The 16318-nt window shown below is 71.5% G+C and carries 14 protein-coding genes and 5 pseudogenes; 7 read left to right on the top strand and 12 right to left on the bottom strand.

The window, feature by feature from the left end:
• Positions 1 to 86: 86 nt before the first annotated feature.
• Complete coding sequence (locus E2C04_RS19115) at positions 87 to 383, top strand: hypothetical protein (RefSeq protein WP_135831363.1); 297 nt, start codon at positions 87 to 89, stop codon at positions 381 to 383.
• A gap of 146 nt (positions 384 to 529) precedes the next feature.
• Here the strand turns inward: E2C04_RS19115 and E2C04_RS20630 are convergent, their stop codons facing one another.
• Positions 530 to 1519 (bottom strand): BCCT family transporter, encoded by a 990-nt coding sequence (locus tag E2C04_RS20630; RefSeq protein ID WP_275106549.1) that lies wholly within the window; start codon positions 1517 to 1519, stop codon positions 530 to 532.
• A gap of 64 nt (positions 1520 to 1583) precedes the next feature.
• A pseudogene (locus E2C04_RS20625) lies at positions 1584 to 2420 on the bottom strand (BCCT family transporter); the annotation flags it as partial.
• Positions 2421 to 2575: 155 nt separating this feature from the next.
• Between E2C04_RS20625 and E2C04_RS02175 the strand changes: the two are divergent.
• Complete coding sequence (locus E2C04_RS02175; protein ID WP_135831362.1) at positions 2576 to 3157, top strand: carboxymuconolactone decarboxylase family protein; 582 nt, start codon at positions 2576 to 2578, stop codon at positions 3155 to 3157.
• Positions 3158 to 3176: 19 nt separating this feature from the next.
• Here E2C04_RS02175 and purB read toward each other — a convergent pair.
• From purB to E2C04_RS02150, 6 genes and pseudogenes are all read right to left on the bottom strand, one after another.
• Positions 3177 to 4597 (bottom strand): annotated as a pseudogene (gene purB / locus E2C04_RS02170) (adenylosuccinate lyase).
• Positions 4597 to 4911: a phosphoribosylglycinamide synthetase C domain-containing protein gene (locus tag E2C04_RS19110; protein WP_238694542.1), complete on the bottom strand. Its 315-nt coding sequence runs from the start codon at positions 4909 to 4911 to the stop codon at positions 4597 to 4599. Before E2C04_RS19110 ends, purB begins: the two are co-directional and overlap by 1 nt.
• Positions 4912 to 5091: 180 nt before the next feature.
• Positions 5092 to 5864: pseudogene (locus E2C04_RS19105) on the bottom strand (phosphoribosylamine--glycine ligase); the annotation flags it as partial.
• 76 nt (positions 5865 to 5940) lie between these two features.
• Positions 5941 to 6747 (bottom strand): hypothetical protein, encoded by an 807-nt coding sequence (locus E2C04_RS02160; protein ID WP_135831361.1) that lies wholly within the window; start codon positions 6745 to 6747, stop codon positions 5941 to 5943.
• A 57-nt stretch (positions 6748 to 6804) separates the two neighbouring features.
• On the bottom strand, positions 6805 to 7617 hold the full coding sequence (locus E2C04_RS02155) for an SDR family NAD(P)-dependent oxidoreductase (protein ID WP_135831360.1): 813 nt from the start codon (positions 7615 to 7617) through the stop codon (positions 6805 to 6807).
• Positions 7618 to 7677: 60 nt separating this feature from the next.
• Positions 7678 to 8967, bottom strand: a complete 1290-nt coding sequence (locus E2C04_RS02150) for an adenylosuccinate synthase (RefSeq protein WP_135831359.1) — start codon at positions 8965 to 8967, stop codon at positions 7678 to 7680.
• A 98-nt stretch (positions 8968 to 9065) separates the two neighbouring features.
• Here E2C04_RS02150 and E2C04_RS02145 point away from each other — a divergent pair, with 98 nt between their 5' ends.
• Positions 9066 to 9974 (top strand): diacylglycerol/lipid kinase family protein, encoded by a 909-nt coding sequence (locus E2C04_RS02145; RefSeq protein ID WP_135831358.1) that lies wholly within the window; start codon positions 9066 to 9068, stop codon positions 9972 to 9974.
• Between the two features lie 76 nt (positions 9975 to 10050).
• Here E2C04_RS02145 and E2C04_RS02140 read toward each other — a convergent pair whose 3' ends face one another.
• The 3 genes from E2C04_RS02140 to E2C04_RS17555 are packed head-to-tail and all read right to left on the bottom strand — an operon-like array spanning position 10051 to position 11021.
• On the bottom strand, positions 10051 to 10593 hold the full coding sequence (locus E2C04_RS02140; RefSeq protein WP_158630559.1) for a helix-turn-helix transcriptional regulator: 543 nt from the start codon (positions 10591 to 10593) through the stop codon (positions 10051 to 10053).
• 21 nt (positions 10594 to 10614) lie between these two features.
• On the bottom strand, positions 10615 to 10854 hold the full coding sequence (locus tag E2C04_RS02135) for a hypothetical protein (RefSeq protein ID WP_135831356.1): 240 nt from the start codon (positions 10852 to 10854) through the stop codon (positions 10615 to 10617).
• Entirely contained in the window at positions 10851 to 11021 is a 171-nt protein-coding gene (locus tag E2C04_RS17555; RefSeq protein WP_158630558.1) for a hypothetical protein, read from the bottom strand. Before E2C04_RS17555 ends, E2C04_RS02135 begins: the two co-directional genes overlap by 4 nt.
• Positions 11022 to 11126: 105 nt before the next feature.
• On the opposite strand from E2C04_RS17555, the pseudogene E2C04_RS19100 reads away from it, so the two are divergent.
• Both E2C04_RS19100 and E2C04_RS18405 read left to right on the top strand, forming a co-directional pair.
• Positions 11127 to 12191: pseudogene (locus E2C04_RS19100) on the top strand (hypothetical protein); the annotation flags it as partial.
• Positions 12192 to 12216: 25 nt separating this feature from the next.
• Positions 12217 to 13170 (top strand): annotated as a pseudogene (locus tag E2C04_RS18405) (hypothetical protein); the annotation flags it as partial.
• Here the strand turns inward: E2C04_RS18405 and E2C04_RS19095 are convergent.
• Positions 13103 to 13840: a hypothetical protein gene (locus E2C04_RS19095; RefSeq protein WP_238694399.1), complete on the bottom strand. Its 738-nt coding sequence runs from the start codon at positions 13838 to 13840 to the stop codon at positions 13103 to 13105. The pseudogene E2C04_RS18405 and the gene E2C04_RS19095 overlap by 68 nt on opposite strands.
• A gap of 9 nt (positions 13841 to 13849) precedes the next feature.
• On the opposite strand from E2C04_RS19095, the gene E2C04_RS21765 reads away from it, so the two are divergent.
• A complete protein-coding gene (locus tag E2C04_RS21765; RefSeq protein ID WP_420873089.1) occupies positions 13850 to 14773 on the top strand; it encodes a DUF3151 family protein in 924 nt (307 codons plus the stop codon).
• A 3-nt stretch (positions 14774 to 14776) separates the two neighbouring features.
• Complete coding sequence (locus E2C04_RS19085; protein ID WP_238694398.1) at positions 14777 to 16306, top strand: MFS transporter; 1530 nt, start codon at positions 14777 to 14779, stop codon at positions 16304 to 16306.
• Positions 16307 to 16318: the final 12 nt, after the last annotated feature.

Below are 16318 nucleotides of genomic sequence, written 5' to 3'. Positions count from 1 at the left end.
GACCTACACCTTCAAGTACTGGGCCGCGACGATTCGAGACGCTGGTGCCCGGCACGCTCACCGTGGTCGTGAAGCCGTCGCCGAAGATGAACGTCTCGGTCACCAAGATCAAGAACCGTCCCGGCAAGGTCAAGGTCGTCAACAAGAACGACTTCTTCGTCGACTTCGCGTGGGGCCACGCCGACAAGGCCAACCCGGACAAGCAGATCCGGATCGGCAAGAAGAAGACCAAGATCATCTCGGTCCGTCGCAAGGCGATCACGTGGGTGGCCGCCAACGAGAACAACGGCTCCATGAAGGTCGGCTACCTCCGGGCATCAAGCTGCCCAAGAAGCCGAAGCCGCTGCCGCCGAGCCCGCGTCCGCGCTACTTCTCCCCGCTGAAGGCGTTCTGGGGCACGGGCTCCACGGGCGCGTACGACGGCTGGCTGTCGCCGGTGCGCTCGCTGCGCCAGGACTGATCCGGCCCCCGACATGACGAAGGTCCGGCTCCCGTTCGGGGGCCGGACCTTCGTCGTCCGCGGGTGGGTTCAGGCCACCGGTTGCTTGTCGCCGGCAGCGTCACCGTCATCGACGGTCCCGGCGGCCTCGCTGTCGCGGGTGACGTCGACCGGGACGTCGGCGACCCCCTCGGCCACCACGGCCGCGCCGGGCTCGTCCACCTCGGCCGGCACGACCGGGTTGGTGCCCGCCTCGTCGTGCACGACCGCCAGGGCGAACTCGTCGCCGTGGTCGGTGAGGCCCTGCACGACGGCCTCCTCGACGCGCGAGATGGCGTAGGCGCGGCGTACGACGATCGGGTCGCGGCTGAGGTCGCGCACCAGCGAGACGCAGATGCCGATCATCACCGCGACGAACGGCAGCGCCGCCACGATCGTGACGTTCTGCAGGCCCTGGAGGGCCGCGTCGCCGCCCTGGCCGGAGTTGTTGCCGATCACCAGCATGACCGCGGCAACGGCGCCGGTGAGGGAGCCCCAGAAGATGACGTTGAGCCGCTTGGGCTCGACCGCGCCGCGCTCCGACAGCGACCCCATCACGATGGAGGCCGCGTCGGCGCCGGAGACGAAGAAGATGCCGACCAGGACCATCACCAGGATGCTGGTGACCTCGGCGATCGGGTACTGGTCGAGCAGCCGGAAGAGCACCTGGGTGGAGTTGTCGCCGAGGTCGGCGCCGTTCTGCGTCTCGAAGATGGCGGCGCCACCGAAGATCGCGAACCAGAGCAGGCTCACCACGCTCGGCACGAGCAGCACGCCGGAGACGAACTGGCGGATGGTGCGGCCGCGCGAGATGCGGGCGATGAACATGCCGACGAAGGGGGTCCAGCTGACCCACCAGGCCCAGTAGAAGACGGTCCAGGAGCCGAGCCACGAGGCGACCTCGGGGCCCTCGGCGCCGGTGCGGCCGGCCATCACGCCCATCTGGTCGACGTAGGCGCCCAGCGCGGTGGGCACCATGTTGAGCACGAAGACGGTCGGGCCGACCAGGAAGACGAAGAGCGCCAGGAGCAGGGCCAGCACCCATGTTGATGTTGCTCAGCCACTGGATGCCGCGGGCGACGCCGGAGACGGCCGAGGCGATGAAGCACACGGTGAGCCCGACGATCAGCAGCACCAGGAAGGCGTTGGTGACCTGGCTGCCGCCGGAGACGATCCGGTAGCCCTCGGCGATCTGCAGGGCGCCCAGGCCGAGCGAGGCGGCCGAGCCGAAGAGGGTCGCGAAGATCGCGAGCATGTCGATGACCTTGCCGGCCGGGCCGTCGACGGCCTTGCCGAGCAGCGGGCGGAAGACGGCGCTGATCAGCTGGACGCGGCCCTTGCGGTAGAGGCCGTAGGCGACCGCCAGACCGACGACGCAGTAGATCGCCCAAGGGTGCAGGGTCCAGTGGAAGAGGGTCTGCGCCATCGCGGTCTCGACGGCGTGGTCGCCGTCGGTGCCCGGGACGACGTTGCGGACGTACTCCAGCGGCTCGGCGGCGCCCCAGAACATCAGCCCGATGCCCATGCCGGCGCTGAACATCATCGCGACCCACGAGGTGGTTCGGAACTCCGGCTCCTCGTCGTCACGGCCGAGCGGGATGTTGCCGTACTTGCCGATCGCCAGCCACAGCACGAAGACCACGAAGCCGCTGGAGACCAGGATGAAGAGCCAGCCGGTGTGCTCGATCACCCAGCCGAGCGCGCTCGACGACCAGGAGGAGAGCCCCTCGGTGTCGGTGGCGCCCCAGGCGAGGAAGGCCAGCACGATCGCGGCCGTCACGCCGAAGACCACCCGGTCGAAGCCGCCGCCGGTCTCGTCGGTGTCGACGGGCGGGAAGTCCAGCGCCGGGTGGCGCTCGTCCGGGTCGCCGGAGGCGCCGGGGCCGAGCTCGGGGTCGGGCGTCAGCTGCGGCCCCGGACGGTGTTGCTTGTGGTCTCCCATGTGGTGTGCGGCGCGTGTGGCGCCCCTCCTTGGAGCTCGAGGGTCAGGACTGGTCCAGCATCCCCATCCAGCACCGTCCCTCAAACTGGGGAGAGACGCGACGAGAGTCACGTCGGACCGTTGCCCCGCCGCCCCCGACGGCCTTCCAATGGAGCATGACCTTCCTCAGCGAACCCCCCGGCTCACCCGACGTGGAGGCGCTCTACGCCGCCGACGTCGACCAGGACGGCTTCGTGATGAACCTGTCCCGGCTCTGGGCGCACGACCCCGCCACCAACGACTCCTTCACCAGCCTGCTGGTGCGCACCGCCGAGATCGCGGGGCTGACCACGGTCGAGCGCGGCGTCCTGGTCTGCGCCACCGCGGCGGCCCGCGGTGACAGCTACTGCGCGCTGGCCTGGGGCGGACGGCTGAGCCGGTTCGCCGACGAGGAGACGGCGCTGGCGGTGCTGAAGGGTGAGCTGGAGGCGTTGCCGGAGCGCCTGCGCGTGCTCGCCGCGTGGGCGCGCGCCGTCGTCCTCGACCCGAGCGCCACCGGCCCGGACGACGTCGCGGCGCTGCGTGGCGTCGGCTTCGACGACCGGCAGGTCTTCGCGCTCACGACGTACGTCGCCCTGCGCCACGCCTTCTCGACGGTCAACGGTGCGCTGGGCGCGACGCCCGACCCCCAGCTGCGCGACGACGCCCCGCCCGCGGTCACCGAGACGGTGACCTGGGGACGGGGCGTCGAGGACTGACCGCGCCGAAGGGCAGGCGTCAGAGGATGGCGCCGGGGGCGTACGCCGCCGCGGCCGGGTACTTCTCGGCGAGCGCCGCGACCTGGCGTACGACGGCCTGGGTCTGCGCGACCGCGGCACCGGTGAAGGTGATCGGGTCGGCGACCAGCGCGTCGATCTGCTCGCGGGTCAGGCCCAGCTCCGGGCTGGCGGCGAGCTTCTCGAAGACGTCGTTCTCGACCTGCCCCTTGCGCATCGCGAGCGCCGTGCCGACCGCAGCCTCCTTGATCACCTCGTGGGCGACCTCGCGGCGACGCCATTCTTGACGGCGTCCATGAGCACCTTGGTGGTGGCCAGGAAGGGCAGGTAGCGGTCGAGCTCGCGCTGGATGACCGCCGGGAAGGCACCGAACTCGTCGAGCACGGTGAGGAAGGTCTGGAAGAGGCCGTCGGCGGCGAAGAAGGCGTCGGGCAGGGCCACGCGGCGGACCACGGAGCAGGAGACGTCGCCCTCGTTCCACTGGTCGCCGGCGAGCTCGCCGACCATCGACAGGTAGCCACGGGTGATGACGGCCAGGCCGTTGACGCGCTCGCAGGAGCGGGTGTTCATCTTGTGCGGCATCGCCGAGGAGCCGACCTGGCCCTCCTTGAAGCCCTCGGTGACCAGCTCGATGCCGGCCATCAGGCGGATCGTGGTGGCCAGGTTGGAGGGGCCGGCGACGAGCTGCACGACGGCGGAGAGCGCCTCGAAGTCGAGCGAGCGCGGGTAGACCTGGCCGACCGAGGTCAGCACGTGGTCGAAGCCGAGGTGGGCGGCGACGCGCTGCTCGAGCTCGGCGAGCTTGTCGGCGTCGCCGTCGAGCAGGTCGAGCATGTCTTGGGCGGTGCCCATCGGGCCCTTGATGCCGCGCAGCGGGAAGCGGGCGAGCAGCTCCTCGATGCGCTGGACGGCGATCAGCATCTCGTCGGCGACGGTGGCGAAGCGCTTGCCCAGCGTGGTGGCCTGCGCGGCGACGTTGTGCGAGCGGCCGGCCATCACGGTGGTCTCGTGCTCGGTGGCCAGGCGCGCGAGGCGGGCCAGGGTGGCGACGGCGCGGTCACGCAGCAGCTCGAGGCTCTGCTTGAGCTGGAGCTGCTCGACGTTCTCGGTGAGGTCGCGCGAGGTCATGCCCTTGTGGATGTGCTCGTGGCCGGCGAGCGCCGAGAACTCCTCGATGCGCGCCTTCACGTCGTGGCGGGTGATCCGCTCACGGTCGGCGATGGAGCCGAGGTCGACCTGGTCGACGACGGCCTCGTAGGCCTCGACGACGCCGTCGGGCACGTCGATGCCGAGGTCCTTCTGCGCCTTGAGGACGGCGATCCAGAGCTGACGCTCCAGGACGATCTTGTGCTCGGGCGACCAGATCGCGGCGAGGTCGGCGGCGGCGTAGCGGGTCGCCAGGACGTTGGGAACGGTGGCCATCAGCGGTCAGACTCCTTGAGTGAGGCGCCCTCGATGACGCCCAACGGTTCGGCTGCGATGTCCGAGCGGCGCTGGAGGCCGTCGAACGAAATCTTCTCGGCGCCTGCGTACGCCTTCGCGCGGGCCTCGGCGACGTCGCTGCCGAGCGCGCGGACGGCCAGGACGCGGCCGCCGGCGGTGACCAGGCGGCCCTGGTCGTCGGTGGCGGTGCCGGCGTGGATCACGTCGACGTCAGCCATCAGGCCGGCATCCTCGACGCCGGTGATGACGTCGCCCTTCGAGGACGACTCGGGGTAGCCAGCCGAGGCCAGCACGACGGTGACCGAGGCGCCGGCGGAGAAGGTGGGCGCGGCGACGCGGTCGAGCTCGCCGTCGGCCGCCGCCTTGAGCAGCTCACCCAGCGGGGAGGTGAGGACGGCCAGCACGGGTTGGATGTCGGGGTCGCCGAAGCGGACGTTGAACTCGATCACCCGCGGGCCGCTGGCGGTCAGCGCCAGGCCGACGTAGAGGCAGCCGACGAAGGGGGCGCCGCGGCGGGCCATCTCGTCGAGGGTGGGCTGCACGACGGTCGCCATCACGGTCTCGGCGAGGTCGGCCGGCGCCACGGCAGCGGTGAGTACGACCCCATGCCGCCGGTGTTGGGGCCCTGGCCGCCGTCGAAGATCCGCTTGAAGTCCTGGGCGGGCTGCAGCGGGCGGGCGGTACCACCGTCGCAGACCGCGAAGAGGGAGACCTCGGGGCCGTCGAGGAACTCCTCGATGACGACCCGGCCGCAGGCCTCGGCGTGGGCGAGCGCCTCCGCACGGTCGAGAGTGACCACCACGCCCTTGCCGGCCGCCAACGCGTCGTCTTTGACGACGTACGGGGCGCCGAAGGCGTCGAGCGCGGCGGCGTACTCGTCGGCGGTGGTGCAGGTCCGCGAGCCGGCGGTCGGGACGCCCGCTGCGGCCATGACCTCCTTGGAGAAGGCCTTGGAGCCCTCGAGCTGCGCGGCCGCGGCCGACGGGCCGAACACCGCCACGCCGGCGGCGCGGACGGCGTCGGCGACGCCTGCGACGAGGGGGGCCTCGGGGCCGACGACGACCAGGTCGGCACCGATCGAGGTGGCGAGCGCCGCCACGGCGTCGCCGTCCATCAGGTCGACCGGGTGCAGGATGGCGAAGGCGCCGATGCCCGGGTTGCCCGGGGCTGCGTGCACCTCGGTGACGCTCGGGTCACGGGAGAGAGCCAGGGCGAGCGCGTGCTCGCGGCCGCCGGTACCGATCACGAGGGTCTTCACGTGGGGTGATTCTAGGGCCTGGTCGTCGACCGCTCCGCCAGCGCGAGGGCCCGTGGGACCGCCGTCAACAGTGGTAGCTGAACCTCGTCGGGCGCTCGAGGTCCCGGCGGAAGAGGACCACCTTGGTCAGGGACGGCTTCTTGTTCCGGGCGAAGAACTTCTTCCACGCCGCGTTGTACGCCCCGACCCGCGAGCGGTAGCCGCCCTCCTGGTTCGGCTTGTCGCACCACCAGCGCAAGTGTCGCGGGTCGTGCACCGGCAGGCCGAGCGCAGCGAACTTTTTCGCGTACTTCACCGGGTAGGCGTGGTGGAGCTCGTAGTTCCTGCGCGGCTTCGGCGCCTTCGCGTGGATCTTGAGGTTGAACTCACGGTTCTTCCGCGTGAGCGGCCTGCCCCAGTGGAGGAGCTCGTAGACCGCTCCCCCGGGCGCGGTGGGGCGGTCGGTGGTGACGTTGACCGACGTCCACCCGATCTGGTCGCCGACCTCCAGCCCGTCGGCGCACTCCTGGGGCACCGGCACCGCGGCCTTCACGAAGCGGACCGGGTAGGCCCCCGTGGCCGTGGGGTTCTTGTCGGCCGGGACGGTGACCTTCTGCTGGCTGACCAGGACCTCCTGCTTGCTCCCGCCGACCAGGCAGGTGCGGGAGAAGGTCACCCAGGCGGTCTGCTTCGTGCGCGTCCGGTTGACCAGCGGGACCAGGGAGGCGAAGGTGCCGCCCGGCGTGGTCACGGCCTTGTTGTCCGGGAGTCCGGGCTGCACGTGGGGGTGCCGGGTCCCGTCAGCGCTCGCCGCACCCGCCGGCGCCGCCGGCACCAGCAGGGCAGCGACCAGCGTCGTCAGCAGGAACGGCAGGCTCGTCCGAGAAGTCACGCTCGGCACCGTAGCGACCGGCACAGGCGTGGACCGGGCGTCTCAGCGAGCGAGAGCTCAGCGCCCGCGCACGTCCGCCTCGTACGCCGCCCTGACGTTCGCGTCGGCGCCGGTGAGCACGGAGTCGGCCTTGAAGGCGCGCGAGGCGAGGTCCTTCATCCGGCGCGGCAGGATCGAGGAGACCTTCGCGACGGGCTGGCCCCAGCACGGGGCCCACGCCTCGGCGACCGGCCGCCGGATCACGTCGACGATCACGTCGGCGACGTCCTCCGGCTTCGTCTCCGGCACGCCACGGGTCGAGGAGACGCCACGGGAGAGGTCGGTCTGCACGATCACGGGCAGCACCATCGAGACGTCGACGCCGTAGGGCGCGAGCTCCTCGCGGACCGCCTCGGTGAAGCCGACGACGGCGTGCTTCGAGGCCGAGTAGGTCGCCCCACCGGGCAGGGCGACGCGGCCGACGGCGGAGGCGATGTTGACGATGTGGCCGCCGCCCTGCGCGATCATCCGCGGCGCGAAGGTCCGGGTGCCGTGGATCGGCCCCATGGTGTTGATCGCGAAGACCTGCTCGGTGACGCCCGGCCGCTCCTCGGTGAAGAGCCCGACCGGCATGATCCCGGCGTTGTTGACCAGCACGTCGATGCGGCCGACCGTGGAGGCGAAGGCCTCCCACTGCTCCGGGTCGGTCACGTCGAGCGGGTGCCCGAGGACCCCCAGCTCGTCGGCCGTCCGACCGAGCAACGTCTCGTCGCGGTCGCTGATGACCACGCGCGCCCCCGCGTCGCGCAGCTGGCGTGCGGCGGCGGCGCCGATGCCGCGGGCGCCGCCGGTGATGGCGACGGTGAGCTGACCCAGTTCTCTGTGTGACATGGGGCACACCCTGTACGACGCCAGCGCCGCTGGCAAGGACTCGTCAGCCGGACTCCGACGTCAGTCCGGGTGGACGACCACCGTCTGCTCGCGGCCCGGGCCCACGCCGACGGCCCAGATGCGGGTCCCGGAGAGCTCCTCGAGGCGCTTGACGTACGCCTGCGCGGTGGCGGGCAGGTCCTCGAAGGAGCGGCAGCCGGAGATGTCCTCGGTCCAGCCGTCCAGGTACTCGTAGACCGGCTTGGCGTGGTGGAACTCAGTCTGCGTCATCGGCATCTCGTCGACCCGCTGGCCGTCGACCTCGTAGGCCACGCAGACCGGGATCTTCTCCCAGCCGGTCAGCACGTCGAGCTTGGTGAGGAAGAAGTCGGTCAGGCCGTTGACGCGGGTCGCATAGCGCGCGATGACCGCGTCGTACCAGCCGCAGCGCCGCGTACGACCGGTGGAGACACCGATCTCGCCGCCGATGCGCTGCAGCGCCTCACCGTCGGCGTCGAAGAGCTCGGTCGGGAACGGACCGGCACCGACGCGGGTCGTGTAGGCCTTGATGACGCCGATGACGCGGTCGACGCGGGTGGGGCCGATGCCGGCGCCCACGCAGACGCCGCCGGCGACCGGGTTCGAGGAGGTGACGAAGGGGTACGTCCCGTGGTCGACGTCGAGCATCGTCGCCTGGGCTCCCTCGAAGAGGACGGTCTTGCCCTCGTCGAGCACCCGGTTGAGCAGCAGCGAGGTGTCGGCGACCATCGGGTGCAGGCGCTCGGTGTAGGAGAGCAGCTCCTCGACGACGGCGTCGACCTCGATCGCGCGACGGTTGAAGACCTTGGTCAGCAGGTGGTTGCGCGTGTCGAGGGCCGCCTCGACCTTCTCGCGCAGGATGCCCTCGTCGAAGAGGTCGGCGATGCGGATGCCGACGCGGTTGATCTTGTCGGCGTAGGCCGGGCCGATGCCGCGGCCGGTGGTGCCGATCTGGTTCTTGCCGAGGAACCGCTCGGTGACCTTGTCGATCGTCGAGTGGTAGGAGGCGATCACGTGCGCGTTGGCGCTGACGATGAGCGGGGCGAGCTCCACGCCGCGGTCGATGAGCAGGTCGAGCTCGCGGAAGAGCGCCTCGGGCGAGACGACGACGCCGTTGCCGATGACGCAGGTCGCGCCGGGGGTGAGGATGCCGCTGGGCAGCAGGTGCGTCGCGAACTTCTCCCCGTTGACGACGATCGTGTGGCCGGCGTTGTGGCCACCACTCGTCCGCACGACGTAGTCGATGTTGTCGGTGGTGGAGGCGAGCAGGTCGGTCGCCTTGCCCTTGCCTTCGTCGCCCCACTGGGCGCCCAGAACCATGATCGCGGGCATCGCAGCCCCTCTCGTCGTTACACAGAAACAGCCCCGGTACAAGACCGGAGCTCTTGCGCCCAGACTCTACCAAAACTCCACTGGGCTACCTTCTCGTCATGGAACGACTGCTGGTCATCACCAACTCGGGCGCCGGGACCGCTGACGAGGAGAACCTCGAGGCCGCGCTCGAGGTGCTGCGCGACGCGTACGAGGTCGAGGTCGTCGCGACCTCGTCCCTCGACGAGCTCGACGACGCACTGGGCCGGGCCGGCGGACGTACGGTCGTGGTCGCCGGCGGCGACGGGAGCCTGCACGCCGTCGTGCAGACGCTGCACGACCGCGGCGAGCTGTCCGGCGCCACCCTCGGACTGCTGCCGCTGGGCACCGGCAACGACTTCGCCCGCGGCGTCGAGCTGCCCCTGGAGGCCGACGCGGCCGCCCGCGCCCTGGTCGCGGCGACCGCCCGCCCGGTCGACCTGGTGGTCGCCGACGACGGCACCGTGGTCGTCAACAACGTCCACCTGGGGGCCGGCGCCCAGGCCGCGCGGTACGGCGCGGAGCTCAAGGAGAAGCTCGGCGAGGCAGGGGTCGGCAAGGTCAACCTCGGCAAGCTGGGCTACCCGCTCGGCGCGATCAAGGCCGCGGCGACCGAGCCGGTGAGGGTGCGCATCGAGGTCGACGGGCAGACGGTCTCCGACGAGGAGGTCCTGATGGTGGCGCTCGGCAACGGCGCCTCGGTCGGCGGCGGCGCGGAGCTCACCCCCGACGCCGACGTGAGCGACGGCCGCATCGACGTCATGGTCTCCACGGCCACCGGCCCGCTCGCCCGGGTCGCCTACGTGGCTGCGCTGGCCCGGGGCGCCCACCCCGAGCGTGACGACGTGAGCTACCTGCACGGCCAGAGCGTGCGGATCACCGGCGAGAAGTTCTGGACGTCGGCCGACGGCGAGCTGAGCGGACCGCACACCGAGCGCAGCTGGCGCCTGGAGCGCGCCGCCTTCCGGATGCTGCTGCCCGAGGGCTGAGCACAATTCCGGACGGGCCACGAGGGTCGCGAAGGATGAACGGCCGTTCGATCATTTCTCGCAGCACGGTCCGAGGTCAGATCCAGCCGCGGCGGACGGCCTCGACCCCGGCCTGGAAGCGGGTCTCGGCACCGAGCTCCTCCATCAGGCTCGCGATCCGGCGGCGCACCGTGCGCAGCCCGATGCCGAGGGTGCGGGCGATCTGCTCGTCCCGCGCGCCGTCCGCCATCTGGGAGAGCAGCAGCCGGCGGGCGTCCTGGCGTACGTCGTGGGCGTCGAAGACCGGCAGCGCGACGGCCTGGTTCCACAGCTCCTCGTAGTAGAGCCGCAGCGGGGCGACGATGGCGGCGTCGCGCAGCACGATCGCGCGTACGTTGGTCAGTCCCGGCTGCTCGGGGATCAGCGCCCGGTCGTCCCCCACGATGGCCAACCGGCTGCGCACCTCGGGCAGGAGTCGGATCTCCTCGCCGGCCGCGGCCCGGTCGAGCAGGGTGGAACGCGCCTGGTGCAGCGCGCGCACCGGGTAGATCGCCCGGACCCTGCGGCCCTGCGCGGCGGCCCGGCTCGACGCGGCTGCCATCGTGGGCTCGCTGGGGAGCCGCCACTGGTCGGGGCGCATCAGCATGACCTCGCCCGCGCTTCAGGCGATCCAGGCCTCCATCAGCTCCACGGGCGCGGCCCCGGTGACCACCTCCGCCTTGAGCACCTCGCCGCCGGCGATGGCCCGGGAGGGCTGGTCCTCGACGTAGCGCAGCGCGCTCGTGGCCCGTGCGATCAGCTTGGCGGAGTCGACCATGGCCGCCGCGTGGCGCTCGAGGTAGACGCCGACCGCCTGCCGAGGAGGAAGCACGGAGAGCACTCCGTCTGTGATCTTGCTCACACCATGTCGACCAGGGGCTGGAGCTTCTCCTCGAACTCCTCGACGGTGATCAGGAGGAGCGCTGCCGCCTGCTCCACGCGTGAACCGTCGGCCCCCATGACCTCGCGGTAGAACCGCTCGGTCTCCTCGGTGAGGCCCAGCGAGGACCCGATCTGCCCGTTCGACATGTCGGCATCTTAGTGCCAGTGGCCGCTTGTCTCGCGCGGTCGGTCCGACACGTGGCATGATGCTGCGCAGCGGCACGGAACCTGGGGGTCCCCGCCGTCGTTCGGATGTTGGCCGCAGGACACCGTGGGGGGATGTTCCTGCGGCCACATCTCTTTCTCCAGCGCGTCTTTCCCGAGCGTGCGTCGCTCCGCCAAGATCTCATTCGGCGGCTGCCCGCCCCGGCGGGTAGCGTTCGACGCGCAGCAAGCCCCTCTGACCCCAGGAGTACGGTCGTGCCTTCCGACGCCCAGCCCCAGCCCACCCCCGACGCACAGCCGTCCGCTGAGCAGCAGGGCGCGAAGCGGGGCGAGAAGCAGGGCCGGGGCCGCGGCAAGGGTCGCGGCGACCAGCCCCCGACCGACTGGGTGACCCGCGCCGCCGACGAGGCCGTCCGTCACGCCGACGGCCGCGACCTGGTCACCTGCGCGTCGGGCGCCTCCCCCTCGGGCCCGGTCCACCTGGGCAACCTGCGCGAGTTCCTCACGGTGCACTTCGTCGCCGACGAGCTGCGCCGCCGCGGCGTACGCACCCGTCACCTGCACAGCTGGGACGACTACGACCGCTTCCGCAAGGTGCCGGCCGGCGTCGACCCGTCATGGGCCGAGCACATCGGCCGCCCGCTGAGCGCCGTGCCTGACCCGTGGGACTGCCACACCTCCTGGGCCGAGCACTTCAAGGCCCCGCTGCGCGCCGCGCTGGCCGAGCTCGGCGTGGAGATGGAGGAGATCTCCCAGACCGAGATGTACCGCTCGGGCGCCTACCGCGACCAGATCCTGCTCGCCATCCGGGAGCGCCACGCGATCGAGTCCGTGCTCGCCCGCTACCGCACCAAGGCCGCCGCACCTGCGCTCGACGGCACCGAGGAGGGCGTCGAGGCGCCCGAGTCGACGATGGAGGAGGAGACGGTCGAGGCCGTCGCCACCCCGGCCGGCGGCGAGGACCTCTCCCGCTTCCCCTACAAGCCTTACTGCCGTGGCTGCGGCCGTGACACCACGACGCTGCTGTCGTACGACGACGAGACCACCGACCTCGCCTACGCCTGCACCGCCTGCTCCTTCGAGGGCGTCACCAACGTCGCCACGCAGGACGAGGGCAAGCTCGTATGGAAGGTCGACTGGCCGATGCGCTGGACCTACGAGGGGCGTCGACTTCGAGCCGGGCGGCGCCGACCACGCGACCCCGGGGTCGTCGTACACCGTCGGCAAGGACGTCGTGAAGGTCTTCGGCGGCCGCGCGCCCTCGTTCGTCGCCTACGGCTTCGTCGGCTTCGCCGGCATGCAGAAGATGTCGTCGTCGTCGGGCGGCGTGCCGACCGCGGCCGACGCGCTCCGGATCCTCGAGCCGTCGATCCTGCGCTGGCTGTACGTCCGTCGCGCGCCCAAGCAGACCTTCAGCATCGACTTCGGTCCCGAGGTCGTGCGGCTGTACGACGAGTGGGACGCGCTCACGAAGAAGGCCGCCGACCCGGCCAAGCGCGACGTCGCCGTGCTGGCCCACGAGCGGGCTTCCGCGACCGCGGCCGGCCCGCTGCCGGTCAGCGCCGTCAACGTCCCCTTCCGCACCCTCTCGTCGGTCGCCGACGTGACCGCCGGGTCGGCCGAGCTGATCAGCCAGGTCATCTCGTCGGTCGGCTTCCCGCACGACTCGGTCGCCGACCTCGAGCCACGCCTCGACAAGGCGATGCAGTGGACGGCCGAGTTCGTGCCGGCCGAGGAGCGTACGACCGTGCGCGAGACCCCGGACACCGAGCGCCTGGCCGCCCTGTCGCCCGACGAGCAGCGCTGGGTCGACCTGCTGGTGGAGCACCTGCCCGACGAGCTCACCCAGAACGAGGTGACCACGGTGATCTACGGCGTGCCGAAGCTGGCCCACGGCCTGACCGTCGACGCGGCGCCCACCGACGAGGTGAAGGCCGACCAGAAGGCCTTCTTCAAGCTGCTCTACAACCTGCTGGTCGACGCCGACCGCGGTCCGCGCCTGCCCACGCTCGTCGTGGCGCTGGGCGCGGAGAAGGTGCGTACGCTGCTCTCGGTCGCTGACGTCAGTCGTCGCTGTCGCAGTTGTCGGGGTCGTAGGCGTCGCCGCGGACCTCGGTCCCGCAGATCGTGACCCCGCCGTCGATCACCAGGCGGTGGGGGCGTCCGTCGACGGTCGCCTCCAGCTCGAAGCGGTCGACGTCGGCTCCCTCGGCGCCCACCTCCAGGAGGGCGACCACCTCCTCGCCACCGTGCTCGAAGGCGTCGAACTCCTCCTCGCGGCAGGTGCCGGTCACGTCGGCCCCACGCAGCGGATGCCAGGTGCCGACGTCGTCCATGTCATCTGCAGGTGAGCCGAAGTAGTAGCCGACCGCCAGCCGGTACTCCCCGGGCTGGACGGTGCCGGGCTCGAATCGCCGGACGACACCGGAGGTCGGGATCTCCGGCGTGCCGGCCCGTGGTACCGCCCGTACGCCCGTCAGCTCCGCCTCGACGCCCGGGTCGGTGCAGAAGAAGAAGAGGCCCACGACGAACTGGCGCTTCTCGTCGCTGCCGGCAGGAATGTCGTTCAACGCCACCATGCCGCCGGTGCCGCCATCGCCGCGCAGCTTCGCCCCCGGCGCCTCGGGTGAGTACTGGACGACCCCGTCGACCATCTCCAGGCCCGACGGGTACGCCTGGGCCAACCCGGCGGGCAGCGCCAGACCCGCAACCCCCAGCACGAGCGTCGTCAGCAGCGTCCAGGCGGGTGCAGCGGGGGAAGGTCGGGGACGCCCTCGGGCGTCGTACGCGTGGTCACCCAAGGCAACCTAGTGCGCCGCGACCGTCTGTACCGGTCCTCGAAGCACTCCTGGTGCTGCTTCGGGCTGCTCGCCGACCAGCTGACGTGGGAGCGGCGCGAGCTCGTCTTCATCGGGGTGCTGTGCTTCACGATGGGCATGCAGAACGCGGTGATCACCAAGATCTCGTTCGCCCAGATCCGCACCACGCACGTGACCGGCATGGTCACCGACATCGGCATCGAGCTGGGCAAGCTCGCCTACCGCCACCGGCGCCACGACCTCGACCCGGTGGTCGCCGACGTCCGCAAGCTCGGCGTGCTCTCCCTGCTCGTCGGCCTCTTCTTCGTGGGCGGCGTGCTGGGCACGCTCGGCTACCTCGAGTTCGGCTTCGCCGTGGTCGTCCCGCTCGCGCTGTGCCTGCTGGCCGCGGCGAGCGCGCTGCTGCTCGCCGACCTGAAGGGACGGGGGCGCCCTCCCGGTGAGCGGCTCGTCCCGGTCGCCCTCGCCCGGTTGTCGGAGCGCCGTGGCAGGCTTGTCGGCATGCCTCACGTCGACCTGATGGCGGGACCCCCGCCCACGCACCTCCCCGTTGACCCTGCTGCCGCCGAGCTCGAGGGCGGCGCCACCCCTGCTGCGGTGGTCCGCAGCCACCCCGAGTCCCCCGTCGCCTGGGCGACGCTGGCCGAGCAGGCCCGCGACGCCGGCGCCGACGACGTCACGGTCTACGCCTACGCACGCGTCGGGTACCACCGCTCGCTCGACATGCTGCGCCGCAACGGCTGGAAGGGCCACGGCCCGGTGCCGTGGGAGCACGAGCCCAACCGCGGCTTCCTGCGCGCGCTCGCGCTGCTCGCCCTCTCCGCCCGCGCCATCGGCGAGACCGGCGAGTGGGAGCGCTGCTCGGAGTTCCTGCGCGACTCGAGCCCTGCTGCGTACGACGCCCTGCTGGGCTGAGTCGTGAGTCGGGCGCAGGGGGACGTCAGGGCGAGGGACGGGCTCGACGAGACACTGGACAATCCGTGGCCGGCGCTGTGGGCGCTGGTCCTCGGGTTCTTCATGATCATGGTCGACGCCTCGATCCTCACCGTGGCGACCCCTGCGCTCATCTCCGACCTCGGCGCCGAGGTCAACGAGGCGATCTGGGTGACCAGCGCCTACCTGCTGACCTACGCGGTGCCGCTGCTGATCACCGGCCGCCTCGGTGACCGGTACGGCCCCAAGCGCATCTACCTCGTCGGCCTAGTCGTCTTCACCGCCTCGTCGCTGTGGTGCGGGCTGGCCGACGACGTCACCAGCCTCGTCGCGGCGCGCGCCGTGCAGGGGCTGGGTGCCGCCCTGATGTCGCCGCAGACGATGGCGATGATCACCCGGATCTTCCCGGCCGCCCACCGTGGCCAGGCCATGGCCCTGTGGGGCGCGACGGCCGGCGTGGCCACCATGGTCGGCCCCCTGCTCGGCGGCTTCCTGGTCGGGGCGTGGGGCTGGGAGTGGATCTTCTTCATCAACGTGCCGGTCGGCGTGGTCGCCTTCGTCGCCGCGACCCGGCTGCTCCCCGACCTGACCACCCACCAGCACCGCTTCGACTGGCTGGGCGTCCTGCTCTTCGGCAGCGGCATGTTCGGGCTCGTCTTCGGCATCCAGGAGGGCCACCAGTACGACTGGGGCCGCATCGACGGCCCGGTCACCGTGTGGCGGCTCATCATCGGCGGCGTCGGCCTGCTGGCGCTCTTCGTCTTCTGGCAGTCGCGCAACCGGGCCGAGCCGCTGCTCCCGCTCAGCCTCTTCCGCGACCGCAACTTCTCGGTGGCCAACCTGGCGATCGCCACGGTCTCGTTCTCGTTCATGACGATGGGCTTCCCGCTCATGCTCTACGCCCAGTCCGTGCGTGAGTGGACGCCCTTCCAGGCCGGCATGCTGATGACGCCGCTCGCCGTCGGCTCGATCGTGCTCGCGCGCCTCGTCGGCGGGCTGACCGACCGCGAGCACCCGCGTACGCTCACCGTTTTCGGCTTCGCGTGCGCCGTCGTGGCCACGGCCGCACTGGCCCTGGCGCTCGACGCCACCACTCCCGTCTGGGTCGCCGTCGCCGCGATCAGCCTGCTCGGCGTCGGCTCGGCCTTCCTGTGGGGTCCGCTCTCCGCGACCGCCAACCGCAACCTGCCGATGCACCAGGCCGGAGCCGGGTCAGGCGTCTACAACAGCACCCGCCAGGTCGCCTCGACTCTGGGCGCCGCCGTCGCGGCCCTCGTCATCGAGTGGCGACTGGAGGCCTACGACCTGCCCACCCCCAACGGCGAGGAGAGGCGGTGCGGGCGGCCGGGCCGCTCGACCCCGCGCTGGCCGTCGACTACTCCGCCGCGCTCGCCCAGTCGCTGTGGGCCCTGCCGGTGGCCTTCACCCTGGGCCTGGTGGCCGTCCTCTTCTTCGAGCGCCCGCGCCACTTCGACGAGCCGGGCTGAGGTCAGCCGCGCAGCGCACGGACCCTGACATGCCGAACGG

It is taken from the genome of Nocardioides daphniae (genome assembly GCF_004777465.1).
Lineage (GTDB): Bacteria > Actinomycetota > Actinomycetes > Propionibacteriales > Nocardioidaceae > Nocardioides > Nocardioides daphniae.
The sequence above is the reverse complement of the archived record's forward strand: the minus strand, read 5'-3'. Positions and strand labels throughout refer to the sequence as shown.